Source organism: Aliivibrio kagoshimensis, assembly GCF_050337105.1.
Taxonomy (GTDB): Bacteria; Pseudomonadota; Gammaproteobacteria; order Enterobacterales; family Vibrionaceae; genus Aliivibrio_A; species Aliivibrio_A kagoshimensis.
Genome location: NZ_JAKJSQ010000045.1, coordinates 1 through 16,745 on the forward strand (window position 1 = coordinate 1; position 16,745 = coordinate 16,745).

Consider the following 16,745-nt stretch of genomic DNA (forward strand, 5'->3'; position numbering starts at 1 on the left):
TGATAATACAGTGTGGAGTTTATGTTTTTAATGTCTTTAAGTTTCTAATGTAGACCATTTTCACTCTAAATAATAGGAGGAAAGTCACACAGTCAATATTTGATGATAGAGTTATCAATATTTTTTCACTATTTAGAGCAGGTTGGAGTTTGCCCTTGATATGTATTGAGCTTTACGATTCCAGCACTCAAATCATCAATACGTGTACGGTTAGAAGGATGCGTAGAGAGTAGCTCTGGGGGTTGGCTCTTTGACTGTTTGGCCATATTTTTCCACAACTCGACACTCTGGTAAGGATCAAAACCCGATTTAGCCATTAACTCTAAACCTAAGATATCCGCTTCAGACTCTTGTGAACGACCATAGGGCAGCATGACTCCGTATTGAACACCAAGACCTAGGGCCCCCATTGCAGTGTCATGATATTCACTCCCTTCAATCGCGATACTCGAGATTTTCAAACCAATGTCAGCCAGTTGACCGTGAGACATACGTTCGTTACCGTGATTAGCTAATACATGGGCAACTTCGTGACCAATGACCGTCGCTAATTGATCTTGATTCTTAGCTACGTTTAAAAGCCCTGTATAAACCCCAATTTTTCCGCCTGGTAGTGCAAATGCATTTACCTGGTCACTGTCAAATAGAACGACTTCCCACGAACTAAAATCTGGTTGCTTGGGGACATGGTCGGTAATGGTTTTTGCGACACATTGAACATAGTGATTCAATGCTTTATCCGTACTGATTTTCTCTTGTTTCTTTAATTGTTCGAATGATTGTACCCCAAGCTGTGACATCTCATCACTGGAAAACAGAATCACTTGATTACGACCGGTGGGTGAAGAGGTACACCCAATAAGAAGTGCACCTAATAAACTGACAGCAACACACTTTTTAGATATCAAATCCATGAATACACCTATTTACTTATGTTCTATTTAGAGGTTAATGGTATCTTACTGCATAATAGAGTCTACACATAAATCACAGCCATTAGACATCAAATAAGAAAGCGGTTCTTTAGGAGCAGTCATGACAATCTGGAAACAACATTTTGATTTGGAATCACTCAATCTAACCTCAAAAGATACTGCCATGGAGTGTTTAGGCATTAAATATAGCGACTTTGATGACAACAGTTTATCGGCTACGATGCCTGTTGATGCACGCACTCATCAACCACTGGGTATGTTACACGGTGGTGCCTCGGTATTGTTGGCAGAGTCCTTAGGATCAATCGCTGCCAATATGTGTGTAGACGACAGCCATTTCTGTGTTGGTTTAGACATTAATGCGAATCATATTAAAGCGGTACGATCTGGCATCGTAACAGGTACCGCAACCCCAGTTCATTTAGGTGTGAAAACACAGGTATGGCAGATCGAAATTCGTAACAGTTCAAGCCATCTTATCTGCACAAGTCGACTGACCATTGCCGTGATGAAACGGAAAGCTAAATAAATACTGATTAATCAATCAATTATTTTTATGGTTTCTGCAATGGAGATCTAACATTATTAACTATTATTATTGATTATTTATCACTCGCCATTTTTTCAATCTATTGAATTTCAAAGATATATTCTTTTCGCCCTACACATGTACGCTCGAAAATAATTGCACAAATTTGTGATCTAATTCAGAATTATACGACTTCATACATATTAGTCGTTTTTCGCTAATAGATTTTAGAGGATTCTTACATGAAAGTAGTGGATATGCTTAAGCATAAACGTGAATCTCTTACAAAATACCCGTTTGAATTAAAAGACTGGATGTCACCTACGATCATGGATTACTGGACTGAGTTTTTAACCAAAGCTAATAACAGTCACATCGTTACTTGGGTAAAAGAGCACCAACACCTTGTTAACAGTAAAGAGAGTAGTACCCCTCAGCAACATGAGAGTAAGCTGACGCCAGAGTCACACGCGGTTATGCAAGAGTTGTTACCACTTATTGGTGAAGAATTTCATGTTGGCGAATGGGCCACTATCGATCAAGATAAGATTAATCAGTTTGCTCAAGTGACTGACGATCATCAATGGATCCACACAGACAAAGTTCGTGCTGAGGCAGATTCACCCTTTAAAACCACGATCTCACATGGTTTTTTAACGCTCTCTATGCTGTCATCACTCACCGACAGTGTTGATCCTGATAATAGCCAGTTTCCAACCGCAAAAATGGCGGTGAATTATGGCTTAAACAAAGTGCGCTTTCCTTATCCGGTTAAATCAGGAAAACGCATTCGCGCTCGCAGCAGATTGTTGAACGTCACTCCAATTAAAGGTGGCTTAGAGTTAGAGAAAGAGATCTCTGTAGAGATAGAAAAATGTCGTCGTCCAGGCTGTGTTGCCGTCTCGGTTGTGCGGATCTATTTCTAAACACGCTTCAACAAATTTATTTAACAGATACAAATAAAATGGGCCTCTATCTAAATTGATAGGGGCCCATTTTTTATGTCACTACTGTTTGATAAGAGCTAGGTTGCTAGTGCTTCATTATGTTCTGCACCACGCAGCATCGCATTGACCAACTCGGTCGCTTCAAACTTGGTTAACGCTTCATGCGCTCCGACTTGATGCGCTTGTTCAACACTGATCTCACTAGAGAGTGAGGTGTGTAAAATAATATAAGCCGCACAGAGCTCTTTATCATTATGAACTTGGAATGCCAGTTCATAACCATCTAAACCTGGCATCTCAATATCACTCACTAAGATATCGATGGCACATCCTTCAGCGTGTGATGATCGTAAAATCTCAAGTGCCTCTAGGCCATTTTTACCAATTTTGTATGGGATATTAATACTATCTAGTGCTGCAGCTAACTGTCTTCTTGCCACCGTCGAATCATCGACTAACAAAATATTGAGCGACTTAAGACGCTCTCTGTCTACATCAGCAATAATAGGGTAGAGATTCTGGTTTGAGTCCGGATAGATTTTTGATAGCAATAACTCAACATCCAGCATCTGGACAATATTATCATCGATACGAGTCACCCCCGTCAGGTAAGCACCAGCACCCACGGTATCTGGAGCCGGCTCTATCTCTTTCCAGTTACATTCCGTGATTTTTTCAATACCACGAATCAAAAATCCGACAATGGTACGCATGCAGTCGGTAATGATGATGTAGCAATTCTCACGCTCACTTTCATGAATCGGTCGAAAACCAACTGCTGCCGCCATGTCAATAACTGGAATGGTCATATCACGGATAATTGCAGTCCCTAGAACATTATGATGCGAGTAGGGGATAGTCGTTAACTGAACATATGGCACGATTTCACGTACTTTCAAGGTGCCGATTGCAAACGTTTGACTCGCTGTTAGCTTAAACAGCAGCATACCTTGAGATTGATTCGCCTTGCTTTTCATAAGACCACTCTAGAGATTAATACCTAACCATTTTAAAGGATAGGATTGACTGATTAATAGTGCCAATTAACGTTATTGAGAAATAAAGCCAAGAAGAGCGCCATTTTATTGATATTGAGCATACATTTTCATTGAGTCTGCGGGCTGATATACTCTTTTGTCGACAACGATTATAAGGGCATCAAATGGCTAGAACTGCCGCCGCACTACATATTTTAGTGAAACACCAAGACCTGGCAAACGATATCATTGCACAATTGAAAAAAGGGGCTAAGTTCCAAACACTTGCCAAAAAATACTCAACATGCCCGTCAGGTAAACGTGGTGGAGATTTAGGTGAATTTAAAAAAGGCGCCATGGTTCCCGCGTTTGATAAAGCGGTTTTTTCAGGTGAAACACTGGTACCACTCGGACCAATTAAAACAAAATTTGGATACCACGTTATCAAGGTACTCTACAAGACATAGTCACCGATCAAAAAAAGCCGACTTACAATGAGTCGGCTTTCATATCTATTATCGTTCCCAATAGGTATCTTCTAAATTCTCTTCACGTTCGGGCAGTGTTCTCGATAACCGTGGAGAGTGCTGAATCAACACTTCATAACAGACACGACTTGAATAACAGCAGATCTGAGAAAGCGATGAGTAGGTCAAAAATTCAGCGGCATGTTTACTTGAATTGGGGACATTACGTTTGTGGTATAAGTTCGCCGACATATCGTGTATCAATGCAGAAAGTGCGGCATCACCGGCACCATTGGTATTTTTGATCTCAACCGGACCGCCCATGAAAGGAGAGATATGCGAATAAATTTTAATTGGGTTGTCACAAGACGCTTTCACCATAGCACGGCTAAATTCGTACTGATTAAAGTTAGGAATGCTACCCTGTAACACATCATGGGCTGATTCACGTTTAGACGCTTCATCAGTATACCCCGCCATATAAAGTCCAATGGGACCCGCAGTACACAGCACCAAATCAACCCACTCTAAGGCTTTATCAGCCGCAAGTAAGGGGTCAGATTCTCCTGTTAATGCTTCCGCTTCTTCTTCATTCATCGCAACGACACTAACATGCTCTTTCAAGAAGGCTTGCCACCATTCACTGTTGCCTTCAATCACGTACTTGGTGCCAAGCGTTAAAACGACGGGAACGTTGTTGGCTTTGGCCGCTTCAATGGATTTCATCACTGAGTCCAACATTGGATCGCCTTTTTGGCCACGAACCAAATAAGAAGAGATAACCAATGCAGACCCTTTTTTAAATGCGGCAGTCGGAATGCTTGAAGGGTTAAGTTGATTCATCTTGCCTTCGTTGATGGCAAACGTTCGCTCACCATCTTCCGAAATCAAAGTATAGCAACGACCAATAGGGCCATCTACCGCTTCAAGATGATCAAGGTTCATTCTGCTGGATGTTTTACATAGGTAACGATACGCATGAGATCCGATTTGAAGATCTTTACTCATCACACCTAATAGCATCGATTTGCTGTCTGCTAACACAGAGTAGTTATGAAGGGTGTTTCCAATGGTATCGCCTGGGTATTCGTGAGTGATCAAATTTCGTGATTTAAGTTCAAGGTATAACGCATCCGCTTTACTCTCCTCAAGAACAAGAGAGTGTCCCTTACTTAAATGATGACGTTGTAAGAAGTCTTCATCAACCTTAGCTTCAATATCGACAATGGTCTGCCCGACACCTATAGGGTAGGGACGAGAGAGTTTTGGAGATTGTTGAGCTTGAGTTGCACGTGGATCTCGAGCGCTGACAGGAAAATAGTGTTTCGACTTACGTTGGCCAGGAAATTTCATCTTTGGTCATAGTAGTAGGGGATTTTCGCGAATCATATCACAGAAAATCGAAACAACGCGGCTAAAAAAACACTCATTTTCATAAATGTGTCACACACTAATTAGCAAACGATTGCGTCAGTAATGCAAAAAAAATAGTAATAAATAGTTCTATCATTGTTGCATTCCTCAAATCTGCTCGTATAATGCTGAAAACCGGAGTGTCTACCAACGCTTCGGTTTTTTTTGCGTGTAATTCACCATCTGGTTAAAAATTGGTAATCAGAATAAATATGACATCCAGCGAAAGACCTAATTTTGGTAATTCTTTACGATTATTAATAAGGATTTCACATGCGTATCGAACAAGAACTTAAGCTTGGTTTCAAAGATGTACTTTTCCGTCCCAAGCGTTCTACTCTAAAAAGCCGCTCTCAAGTAGAGCTTGAACGTGAATTTACGTTTAAGCACAGCGGTCGCAAGTGGTCAGGTGTTCCTGTTATTGCTGCAAATATGGATTCAGTGGGCAGTTTTGCTATGGCTCAAGCGTTAGCTGAACACGGCGTAATGACTGCCATCCATAAACATTATACAGTCGAAGATTGGGCTGGATTTGTTAGCAGCAATGATGCAAAAACATTAAATAACGCAATGGTCTCTACCGGTACATCCGATGCCGATTTCCAAAAAACCAAAGATGTCATGGCACTTTCTGATGATCTTATCTTCATCTGTATCGATATTGCTAATGGCTACTCTGAGCATCTCGTTCAATATGTTGAGCGTGTTCGTGCAGAATTCCCAGACAAAGTAATCAGTGCAGGTAACGTTGTTACAGGTGATATGGTTGAAGAGTTGATCCTTGCTGGTGCAGACATTGTAAAAGTGGGTATCGGCCCAGGTTCAGTATGTACTACTCGTGTTAAAACGGGTGTTGGTTACCCTCAGCTTTCAGCAATCATAGAGTGTGCAGACGCAGCACACGGCCTTGGCGGACGTATTGTTGGTGATGGCGGCTGTTCATGTGCAGGCGATGTTTCAAAAGCCTTCGGCGGCGGTGCAGATTTCGTTATGCTTGGCGGCATGCTAGCGGGCCACACTGAGAGCGGCGGTGAAGTGGTTGAGCAAGACGGCAAACAGTTCATGAAGTTCTATGGAATGTCTTCAGAAAGCGCAATGGCAAAGCACTCAGGTGGTGTTGCTAAGTACCGTGCAGCTGAAGGAAAAACCGTACTGTTACCATACCGCGGTAGCGTTCACGGAACGATTTCTGACATCCTTGGTGGCGTACGCTCAACATGTACCTACGTAGGTGCAGCAAAGCTTCGCGAGCTAACTAAGCGTACAACTTTCATCCGAGTTCAAGAGCAAGAGAACAACGTATTCGGTAAAGAGTAAACCCGATTCGATTCGGAAATTACGAAGTTTCAAGGGCCGCTTTTAGCGGCCCTTTTTTTATCCGAAAAAACAGCAAGTAGCGCCAGGAGAGCAGTGTCGTGATTAGCGAGAAAGCTCATGTATATTGGCTCTTCATCGATTCGGTTTATACAAAATTTATCAATTATGCCAAATGCAAACAGAAACAGACCGCAGGTGGTGATCGATTCCAAGCGGGCATTATTCACACACTACTGCAACTTTTTTAGTAGCTAAGGTTTTATCTGAAGGAGGGTGGTCGATCAAGCAAATGGAGGTTTCATAAAGTGATGAGAGCGCCTCTTCATTTAACAATGCTTCCGCACTGCCGGAAAATGCGATACGTCCTTTTTTTAGCGCTACAATATGTGTGGCATATCGCAAGGCAAGGTTTAGGTCATGTAAGATGACAATAACACCAACGTTCTCTTTATTGTTTAGCTCTGACAATAACCCCATTAATTGAAATTGATGATGAACGTCAAGTGCTGAGGTTGGCTCGTCAAGGATCAATACTGGTGACTGTTGAGCGAGCAGCATGGAAACCCATGCTCGTTGGCGTTCTCCACCAGATAAATCATCTGCTAAAGCGTGTGAAAAATCAGTGACCCCCGTTTTATCCATTGCATCTTGAATAATATGTTTGTCTTGAGCATTCCAACGTCCAAAAACCCCTCTCCAAGGAAAGCGCCCTAACCGAACAAGTTCTTCAACTGTTAATCCAGCAGATGTAGGCAACTTTTGAGGCAAGTAGGCTATTTTTCTTGCTAACTCTTTACTTTTTAATGATGAAAGTGATGTGCCTGATAGATAAATCGAGCCCTCATCTGGTGATAACTGCCCAGACAATAAATTTACTAAGGTAGATTTCCCCGAACCATTATGACCAAGAACGATCGTCAGTTCATTAGTTGGAATTGTCAGCTCATCAATACTGAGAATAGAGCGGTTATCTCGAACAATTTTAATATTTGAAAGTTGAAACATGTCAGTCATGTACCTAGGTCAAATCGGGAGTAGAATAAACGCTACATAAGGCGTCAACAATCTAAAAATAGCGCGTTATCAGCGTTTTTTGTTATCGGGATGTCTCGGACAATCATCACAATATTTACTGGTGTTGCATTTATAAACCAAACAACAGCTTATTCTTACTAACTTCAGCATTCCTGATCTGGCATCGACAGTAAGACTGGCTAGGTGTTTTTCTGGAAGTTGGCACGCCTCTAACCATCGCCTAGCTTGGTCAATAATATATTCATTGGTAAGATTCGGTTGGTGTTGCTGAAGTTTAATTAAACTTGAAAGCAATAGATCAGCGAGCAAGTGATGAGTGAAGCCTGGACGAATTCGTAACCATATACTGAATTGAGAACGATAAAATGCTGTCAATGACAGTATGGCTTCTCCGGCATACGGTATAAGCTCCTCAGGGGTACCGTGTTTGTGTGCATCATTGAAAAAACGATAACCTGCTACAAAGGCGTTGATCCTAAATTGAGCAATGTTCTTGATATCCGGCAGAGAATAAAGACCATAAATTGAAATGAATGAAACGTAAATGGGTTGCCAACATACTAAATCCCAACTTCGGGTTAACCAATATGCCTTACCAGCTTCAGGGTACGTTTGTGCAATACCATCGTACACTCGCTTGATTTCTTTATGGCTATCATTATTAGTCACTGCAATGCTTCTAGCGGGTAGTGCGCCATAACTGCCTTTTAAATAGGACGTTACTTGTTTTGAATATTTGAAAACCTTTCGATGTAAAGACGGTGCTCTCCTACGAGTGATAATGTTGTTCAACTGGGAAAGCATCTTAAACCTTTAAATGAGAATTAGTCGTGTTATCATAACCAAGATAAAAATAGATAACCATACAATATGGAGCATTTGCATAAGGCAGTGGTTTAGTGAATCCGCTTATAAACGGTGTGTCACGCTAGATCGTTAGAATGATAAAATGTTGGTTGGATTAATCTCTAGCAGCCAGCAATAGAGAACTTGAGAGTCTGCATATGAACACCCCAGCATTTATTCGAATCAGTCGAGTTTTGGCCTATATCCACGCTAACCTTAACGCCACATTGTCGCTAGAACATATTGCAAAACAGAGTTGTTGGTCTCGTTGGCAACTGCAAAGAGTTTTTCAAGCAGAAACGGGTCTGACGGTCGCAAACTATGTTCGAGAGCTAAAACTAAGCCAAGCCGCTGAATATCTTCTTGATGGTAAAGAGCGAGTTATTGACATCGCCCTATCACTTGGTTTCAATTCTGAAATCAGCTTTAGTCGATCTTTTAAACAAATGTTTGGATCGAGCCCAAGTCAATATCGAAAAGCAGGTAAGCGGGTAGGGCTAAGAAAACCGATCGAAGTATCAGAAGTAGCGACATCTCAAATAAAAGGCGAACTCAGTTTTGTTGAGGTGCGTATAGATGAAAGAGAATCGTTTTTAGTCAAAGGAGTTACATCTGAAATTAGCGGCTTGTTTTCGCTGACTCAAGATTTTACTCAAAAAGTGCCGCAGCTTTGGTCACATTTGGAAAATGAAATCGCCACACAAATGCCTCCCGTGTTTCACAGTGCCAATTTGGCTAATAATGACAATCCATACCAATTTGTTGGTGTTATCGATTTGACCCAATCGTGTTTTGATGGCACTAACATTCAGTATTGGGCTGGTATCGAACTTCAGGATTCGATTTCTCTTCCTCAATTACCCAGCATTATCTCCGATAAACTGGGGGTGCTCACTGTTCCTAAACAGGTGTATGCGGTCGTTAAACATCGTGGTTGTATTGAAAATTTACCTCATACGTTAAGTTGGTTTGTGCTCAACTGGTTACCATCCTCAGGCTACCGTGGTGTTGATGGCTATGAACTTGAAGCATATCCACCCAACTATGACGTCAACGCAACGAACGCAGAGATGGAATACTGGGTTCCTATTATTAGAGCCTAGAGCTATCTCGCAATCATGATTTTTAACTATGTCTTTCTGCTAAATAGTATCTGTTTGTAGTTATCAATCGGTAAATTTTTTTAAGTTGCCCCAAATTGTTAATTATCCCATTCCTAGATGCATACAATGCAAATGCGATTCATTATTATTCGTATTATGCATTGGTATTAGAGGGAATCATGACCACTCACACTCGTTTTAAGTATTCATCACTTACAGTTGCATTGCTGACTGCATTATCAACCCAAGTTATAGCAAAAGAGACGGTGACAAACGCTGGTTCTAGTATAGAAACAGTCACTGTTATGGGGAAGGCATATCGTAATACGGCAACCAAATCAGCAATAGAACCTGAAGAGACACCTCAAGGTATTACGGTTATTGATGAGGAACAATTAGAAATTCGAGGAGTTCAATCTCTGAATCAAGCCCTTCGTTATGCGCCTGGGGTTGTCACTGAAAACCGTGGTGGAGCTGTCGCAATGTTTGATTCTTATTCCATTCGCGGTTTTAAAACGAACAATGTTAACTACTACGATGGTCTTTCATTGCAAATTTTGAATGGTTGGAATCTTCAACCGCAGATCGATCCAATAGCAATGAAGCAAGTTGAAATCTTTAAGGGACCAACATCAGTACTTTATGGGGCTATGCCACCTGGGGGCATGGTCAATATGATCGCAAAGGCACCTCAAAATGAACAAGCAACCAAAGTCGGTGTTGCCATTGGTTCGCGAAAATTAACAGAAGCATCTATTGATACGACGGGACAATTCGGAGATAGCGATTTTTCTTATCGATTGATTGCATTAGCGCGTAAACAAGATAGCCAAGTAGACAATGCAGAAGAAGAACGTTATCTGATAGCGCCCTCTGTGGATTGGCAAGCGAGTGATAAAACATTAATTAATTTTAATCTTTATTACCAAAACGATCCTTCAATGGGCATTAATTCATCAATGCCGTTGGATGTGTTGAAAGCCAGTGACCCTACGGTTTCTATGGGGGATAAAAATTGGAGTAAATTTGAACGTGAAGTCTTAATCGCTGGTTATAAAATTAACCATGAATTAAATGATAATTGGACGTTTTTACAGAATGCTCGTTATACCGATGCATCTCTGTATCAGGAAAATACTTACCACCAGAGTTACAATTCGAGTACACCTAATCAGTTAACACGTTCTTTATACTCGACAGATGAAAGCTTTAAAGGGTTTGTTATCGATAACCAACTGAGTGGTGTTGTCGATGTCGGTTCTATTGAAAATAACATCCTGATTGGTGTCGATTATCAAGACATGGACGGTAATGTTAACTACTCATCATACTCAGCCAATAGTAGTGGATTTACAGGTTTCGACCCATTGAATCCTAATAACGACTTACTCGATCGCAATGATGTGACAAAAACGGCTCAGTACCTTGATGATACAACATCAAGTCAACTTGGTTTCTACCTTCAAGATCAGATTCGTTTAGATGCTTTGGTTCTAATTGCGGGAGTCCGTTTAGATCATTATAAATCTGAAAGTGACTATTATTCACATGAATCAGACCATAAACCGTTTACTTATCGATTAGGCGCTTTATATCAATTTGATAACGGCCTTTCCCCTTTTGCAAGTTACGCAACCAGCTTTGAACCCGCATCTGGTGTTGATCGAAATGGGAATGAATTTGACCCAGAATCGGCTCAACAAGCTGAAATAGGTGTTAAATACCTGTCTGAAGATATGTCAAAAGAAGCGACCGTTTCTCTATTCCATATCACCAAAAAAGATATGTTGATGACAGATCCTACGAACGTATACGGACCTAAAATTCAAGTGGGTGAAGTGGTTTCTAAAGGCGTCGAGTTATCTGGAAAGTGGTTTGCAACTGAGAACCTCGATGTTGCGACATCTTACACTTACATAGATATGGAAGTGATTGAAGACTCTCTAAGTGGATTGGAAGGAACGACTCCCATCTATGTCCCCGAGCACACAGCCAATGTATGGGCTAATTACAATCTATACACTGGCGTATTAGCTGGCTCACGACTGAGTGCAGGAGCACGTTACGTGGGTGAAATGCAAATGAATGCCACTAATACCGAAGGAAAAGTACCCTCTTACACGGTTGTGGATCTGTCTGTCGGTTATGACTTAGGTAGTGCGATGGAAAGCATGACAGGTGCGACTGCCAATTTAGCCATTAATAATGTGCTCAACAAAGAGTATTCTGCCTGTTATGACCAATCTAATTGTTGGTTTGGTGCGGAACAATCTGTTGAGGTCAGCGTAAATTATGAGTTCTAACTAAGCTAGTTTTGTCGAGATATAAGCAGCCCTATTTTGGCTGCTTTTGTCATTCATAATGAAAGTACTGAATATTAATAAATAGGTATAATATGACAATAAATCAGATAGGCCGCGGGTTTTATCATTTAAAGGCTATGATATGCATGCTTGCAGCACTCATGTCACCGCAGGTAATGGCCAATTTTGAAGTAAAAGATAGCGAAGGAAATAAAACACTCGATGCTCAACCAGTAAGGGTTGCTGCACTTAATTGGGATATAGCAGAACAGGTTATTGAATTGGGTGTTACACCCATTGCGGTTCCTGATATATCAGGCTATACCGATTGGGTCGTACAACCTGCCATTCCTGAAGGTGTTACTGATATTGGGACTCGAACCGAACCAAACTTTTCAGCGTTGAAAAGGCTAAACCCTGATGTCATTCTTATTGCCTCCCCTCAAAAAGATCTGCAACAACGGCTTTCTGAAATCGCCCCCGTTCTTTATTACCAAACATATAGTGAGCAACATAATAATGTGAGTGCCGCTATTGAAAACTTTAAGATGATAAGCCAAGTAATAGGTAAGGAGAAAGAAGCGGATAAAAAATTAACGGCCATGAAAATGCGCATAGCTGAGCTCAAGCTCAAGTTAGACAAAGCATACCCAAATGATAAACCCAAAGTGACATCATTTCGTTTTGCCAGTACTACCTCTGTGTATCTTTATGGTGACAACTCAATTCCACAATACGCGTTAGAACAGTTAGGTTTTGAAAACGCAATGGTTCTTCCTTCCAGTCAATGGGGCATCAGTCAAAAGCGTATCACTGATCTTAAGGCCATCAATAATGGTATTGCTCTTTATTTTGAACCTTTCCCATATCAGGAAAAACTCAATCGTTCTCCAGTTTGGAATAGCATGCCTTTTGTCAAAAATCATCAAGTAGGAACAGTCGCTGCAAGTTGGAGTTACGGTGGTGCGATGTCCATAATGTACAATGCTGAAGCAATGGCTGAATCATTGTTGACACTTGCGGAGCAATGATGAAGTCAAGTGGGGTCATGCTCGTGGTGGCCCTGTTAACCTCGGCCATTTTTCATATAGGGTTAGGACAATCAGAATTTGGCCCTCTTTGGCCAGTACTTAAAACGCTGATGTCCGTGAGTGATGTTGCGTCATTATTTAAAATGGCAGATGATTCGTTTGAGTTAATGGCTCTCTTACATGTCAATATACCGCGACTTGTGATGGCGATTATAGTAGGCGGCACACTCGGTACGATAGGGAGTCTATTTCAACAACTTACACAAAACCGGATGATGTCACCGCTAACATTAGGGACGTCATCTGGAGCATGGCTTGGTTTAGTGGTATTGAATGTGGTCGCTCCGATGTTAGTCGCGCAATATTCAGTCTGGTTTGCGTTGGTTGGAGCTCTGCTAGCGATGGGACTCATCGTCTCTATTGTCGGTATCAAGAATATGAGTGGTTTGCCTATTGTGCTTGCAGGTATGGCGGTCAATTTATTATTAGGCGCATTCGCCACTGCCATCATTTTGCTTAACGATCAATATGCCCAGAACTTATTTGTTTGGGGGGCAGGGGATCTCGGCCAAAACGGTTGGGAACAAGTGGTATGGCTTCTGCCTAAATTGTTGCCAATTGTTATCATTTTTTTACTGGCTCCAAGAACATTAACGTTACTCTCTATTGGAACCGAAGGTGCTGCTGCACGTGGACTTAATATTGGGACAACATTTTTTGTTTTGATGTTTATTGGCGTTTGGTTAGTGTCAGTGTCAATAACGTCAGTGGGTGTGATCAGTTTTATTGGCCTTATAGCACCAAATATTGCAAAACACTTGGGATATATTAAGGCACAAAAGGAACTGTTAGCCAGCTGTGTAATAGGTGCATTACTCTTATGCACAACTGATAGCCTAGCGACTTTTTTGGCACAATGGTCAATGGATATGATACCTACAGGCACAGCCACAGCGGTAATAGGTGCACCAGCACTGATTATTATTGCGAGGAAACAGATGTCTGCACAAGATCAACTGTTTTTCTCCATGCCAAAAGGTCTAAAAGAGATTTCGCCATTGGCGTCTCTAGTTTTGATCGCCATGCTGGGAGGGTTGATAATGCTAAGCGTTTTTTCACAACCTTCATCAGGTATGGGTTATTTCGGCTTTCCAGATACATTTGAATGGTCTATACGATGGCCTCGAATGCTTACGGCAATATTTGCTGGGGGCGGCTTGGCGGTAGCTGGTGTTATATTACAAAGGCTGGTCTACAATCCGCTAGCAAGCCCAGATATTCTTGGCGTGTCCGCTGGCGCTGTATTAGCCCTAATATTCAGTAGCTTATTCATGGGCTACTCTATTCATTCATTAAGCCCTTGGGTGGCATTTTTAGGCAGTGCTATTGCACTTTGTATACTCTTATTTTTGGGTAAAAAACATCAATATGCGCCTTCAATTCTCATTCTAACTGGTATTTCGTTAACTGCATTATTAGAAGCGTTAGTACAGTTCTCCTTAACCAGAGTGGGTGAAGGGAAATATACCTTGCTGGCTTGGCTGGCGGGATCTACTTATCGTGTCAAACCGGATTCAGCAATAACGATGGCTGCAGTGGTATCGATTGGCATTATGGTGGCGTTAATACTGAGTCGGTGGATTACATTAATAGCAACAGGTCGCGAATTCGCCAGTGCACGAGGCCTCAATGTTTCCATGGCGTATGCGACGTTGCTTTGTATCGTCGCTGTCTTGTGTTCCGTCGTAACAACGACAATGGGACCGGTTACTTTTATTGGTCTGCTTGCTCCTCATATTGCCGCTTTGGTAGGTGCAAGGTTAGTGTGGACACAAATTTATTGGTCATTTTTGATTGGTGCAACACTCATGTTATTTGCAAATTGGCTTGGACAAGTCGTGGTATATCCAGCACAGTTAGCAGCAGGCACTTTAGTATCAATAATTGGCGGGAGTTATTTCATCTACTTATTGTTGAGATCAAGAAGATCATGAAACACATTACAGATCGGTTAAATCAAACGTTCAGTGACAATAAGAATACCCTCTCTAGCAAAAGTACATTCACTTTCTGACTCAATTAAGGGCTGTGTGCCTTCTTGAGAGTGGGGCCACCTTTCCTCTGAATAAATACACATAATTTGTTGTGTAATTAAGACTTCCAACCACTAATTCCAATACCCCTAACTTATTCAAGTGATAGCATCTACTCTTTGTTGATTATGCACAAATTGTTGGAAGGCAGTGATGGATAAACAGGTTTTAGCCGTAGTATTGTCATTTGCATTGTATGCGCTGTATGTATTGCTCCCTATGGTGCCAGCCATGGTGTTATATCGGATGTTTCCAGATACTAAAGTGTCAGCATCGGGTGTCCTCGCGAATTTGAACTTCAAAACAACCGGTGCTTTTTCCGCTTACGTCGTCACCGTGACGCTTGGTTTCTTCCTTGTACAAAATACACACCACCAAATCACTCAGATGAGCAATCCAGTATGGACGTTAAAAGCGGAAGTCGATTTGCTGAATCAAGATGGAACTCAATTTACTAATGGCTTGTTAATCGAAACGCTCAAGGTATCGATTGATCCTGAACTGCAAAGGATAAATGGAAATAAGGTCATCCTTAGTCTGCCCGGATTAAAACGGACATGGGAGAAGACCCAACTGACATTTTACATCCCTAACTTCGGTCACTATATCTTAGATCTGAGTGAAGCAAGTGAGAACGCGTATATTGATGAATATGACCTGTTAATCAAGTTAAATGACCCGGTAATCATAAAAGCAGCCCCTCAACTGTTTAATGAATATTCAGACAATGAATTCACAGAATCTTTAGTGCCGAGCAGTATTGGTGGCCCAGATTTAAGGCACTAATGGGAGGCAACAATGAACGTTAAAAATGGTTATATCATCGTCCTATTTATGACCCTACTACTTGCCCCATTTTTGGTTAACGCAACCAATTTACGCGGGCAGGTGAAAGGGGCAAACCCTTATTCACGAACGCCATATCCATTAGAAAGAGTAACCGTCGATCTCTATATGCCATCATCCATGGGGTGGAGGGCGATTGGTCGATATGTTACTGGGCCTGATGGCATGTTTTACTTTTCCAATATCGCCCCAGGCCAGTACTCCATTCAGATCAATGGGCGTCAAAATTATGCCATCAATGTATTCAACTCCGTGAATCAAGATTTACCGCCAATTTTTATCAGTTACTAATAATCAGTTATCTACTTGAATGTGTAGCGAAGGAGAAGCAAAATGAAAGTGGCAATAATCGTTGGTCATGACTCATACGCACAAGGTGCGTCAAACAAGATGGGGCGAACAGAATACCAATTCAATAGTGAGCTGGCTCTTAGAATAGAGCAGTATTTATACAAAGAAGGCTTCACCGTAGAGATCGTGTTCAGAGATGGAACGTCATATTCTCAACTCCCTCGTAAGGTCAATAAAACTCATGCAAACCTCGCAATATCTTTACACTGCAACGCTTTTAATATGCAGGCATCAGGATCAGAGGTTTTGCACTATTACCGCTCAAGCAAGAGTAAATTTTTAGCTCAATGTCTTCAAAAACAGATTGTTACAACCTTAGGCTTACATGATAGAGGCCTTAAACCTGTCAATGTTGCGTATAAAGGCAAAGCAGGAGACAGAGGAGGACACCTTTGTAAGCGCACCAACATGCCGTGCGTGATTATTGAACCTTTTTTTATTGATAATGACACTGACCTTGCGTTAGCAGAAAGTAAAATAGACGTGTTAGCCAAAGCGATAGCACAAGGTACAAGCCTATATGAACGAAAATAACTTAGTACGTATAGTACT

At 41.4% G+C, this 16,745-nt stretch carries 16 protein-coding genes; 11 read left to right on the forward strand and 5 right to left on the reverse strand.

Features of this window, described 5'->3' with window-relative positions; all coding sequences use genetic code 11:
• Window positions 1–128 precede the first annotated feature (128 nt).
• On the reverse strand, window positions 129–914 hold the full coding sequence (locus L4C32_RS14135) for a M48 family metallopeptidase (RefSeq protein WP_428197531.1): 786 nt from the start codon (window positions 912–914) through the stop codon (window positions 129–131).
• A gap of 121 nt (window positions 915–1,035) precedes the next feature.
• Between L4C32_RS14135 and L4C32_RS14140 the strand changes: the two genes are divergently transcribed.
• Both L4C32_RS14140 and L4C32_RS14145 read left to right on the forward strand, forming a co-directional pair.
• Complete coding sequence (locus L4C32_RS14140) at window positions 1,036–1,464, forward strand: hotdog fold thioesterase (RefSeq protein WP_428197532.1); 429 nt, start codon at window positions 1,036–1,038, stop codon at window positions 1,462–1,464.
• A 242-nt stretch (window positions 1,465–1,706) separates the two neighbouring features.
• Complete coding sequence (locus L4C32_RS14145) at window positions 1,707–2,390, forward strand: MaoC family dehydratase (RefSeq protein WP_428197533.1); 684 nt, start codon at window positions 1,707–1,709, stop codon at window positions 2,388–2,390.
• Window positions 2,391–2,488: 98 nt separating this feature from the next.
• Here L4C32_RS14145 and L4C32_RS14150 read toward each other — a convergent pair whose 3' ends face one another.
• On the reverse strand, window positions 2,489–3,388 hold the full coding sequence (locus tag L4C32_RS14150; protein WP_428197534.1) for a chemotaxis protein: 900 nt from the start codon (window positions 3,386–3,388) through the stop codon (window positions 2,489–2,491).
• Window positions 3,389–3,573: 185 nt separating this feature from the next.
• On the opposite strand from L4C32_RS14150, the gene ppiC reads away from it, so the two are divergent.
• Entirely contained in the window at window positions 3,574–3,855 is a 282-nt protein-coding gene (ppiC, locus tag L4C32_RS14155; protein WP_428197535.1) for a peptidylprolyl isomerase PpiC, read from the forward strand.
• 48 nt (window positions 3,856–3,903) lie between these two features.
• Here the strand turns inward: ppiC and L4C32_RS14160 are convergent, their stop codons facing one another.
• Entirely contained in the window at window positions 3,904–5,208 is a 1,305-nt protein-coding gene (locus tag L4C32_RS14160) for an inosine/guanosine kinase (RefSeq protein WP_428197536.1), read from the reverse strand.
• A 333-nt stretch (window positions 5,209–5,541) separates the two neighbouring features.
• Between L4C32_RS14160 and L4C32_RS14165 the strand changes: the two genes are divergently transcribed.
• The gene (locus L4C32_RS14165; protein WP_428197537.1) at window positions 5,542–6,585 is read left to right on the forward strand and encodes a GMP reductase; all 1,044 of its coding nucleotides are present in this window, start codon (window positions 5,542–5,544) and stop codon (window positions 6,583–6,585) included.
• Window positions 6,586–6,804: 219 nt separating this feature from the next.
• Here the strand turns inward: L4C32_RS14165 and L4C32_RS14170 are convergent, their stop codons facing one another.
• Complete coding sequence (locus tag L4C32_RS14170) at window positions 6,805–7,590, reverse strand: ABC transporter ATP-binding protein (RefSeq protein WP_428197538.1); 786 nt, start codon at window positions 7,588–7,590, stop codon at window positions 6,805–6,807.
• A gap of 78 nt (window positions 7,591–7,668) precedes the next feature.
• Window positions 7,669–8,424 carry a siderophore ferric iron reductase gene (locus L4C32_RS14175; protein WP_428197539.1) on the reverse strand — a complete coding sequence of 252 codons (756 nt, stop codon included), beginning with the start codon at window positions 8,422–8,424 and terminating at the stop codon, window positions 7,669–7,671.
• Window positions 8,425–8,624: 200 nt separating this feature from the next.
• Here L4C32_RS14175 and L4C32_RS14180 point away from each other — a divergent pair, with 200 nt between their 5' ends.
• The 7 genes from L4C32_RS14180 (at window position 8,625) to L4C32_RS14210 (ending at window position 16,727) form a co-directional block, all read left to right on the forward strand.
• Window positions 8,625–9,569: an AraC family transcriptional regulator gene (locus tag L4C32_RS14180; protein ID WP_428197540.1), complete on the forward strand. Its 945-nt coding sequence runs from the start codon at window positions 8,625–8,627 to the stop codon at window positions 9,567–9,569.
• 179 nt (window positions 9,570–9,748) lie between these two features.
• Window positions 9,749–11,872, forward strand: a complete 2,124-nt coding sequence (locus tag L4C32_RS14185; RefSeq protein ID WP_428197541.1) for a TonB-dependent siderophore receptor — start codon at window positions 9,749–9,751, stop codon at window positions 11,870–11,872.
• Window positions 11,873–12,018: 146 nt separating this feature from the next.
• Window positions 12,019–12,903: an iron-siderophore ABC transporter substrate-binding protein gene (locus L4C32_RS14190; protein ID WP_428197542.1), complete on the forward strand. Its 885-nt coding sequence runs from the start codon at window positions 12,019–12,021 to the stop codon at window positions 12,901–12,903.
• Window positions 12,903–14,897, forward strand: a complete 1,995-nt coding sequence (gene fhuB, locus L4C32_RS14195; protein ID WP_428197568.1) for a Fe(3+)-hydroxamate ABC transporter permease FhuB — start codon at window positions 12,903–12,905, stop codon at window positions 14,895–14,897. Before L4C32_RS14190 ends, fhuB begins: the two co-directional genes overlap by 1 nt.
• Before the next feature lie 252 nt (window positions 14,898–15,149).
• Window positions 15,150–15,782 carry a hypothetical protein gene (locus tag L4C32_RS14200; protein WP_428197543.1) on the forward strand — a complete coding sequence of 211 codons (633 nt, stop codon included), beginning with the start codon at window positions 15,150–15,152 and terminating at the stop codon, window positions 15,780–15,782.
• 12 nt (window positions 15,783–15,794) lie between these two features.
• On the forward strand, window positions 15,795–16,133 hold the full coding sequence (locus L4C32_RS14205) for a hypothetical protein (protein WP_428197544.1): 339 nt from the start codon (window positions 15,795–15,797) through the stop codon (window positions 16,131–16,133).
• Between the two features lie 42 nt (window positions 16,134–16,175).
• Window positions 16,176–16,727: an N-acetylmuramoyl-L-alanine amidase gene (locus L4C32_RS14210; RefSeq protein ID WP_428197545.1), complete on the forward strand. Its 552-nt coding sequence runs from the start codon at window positions 16,176–16,178 to the stop codon at window positions 16,725–16,727.
• Window positions 16,728–16,745: the final 18 nt, after the last annotated feature.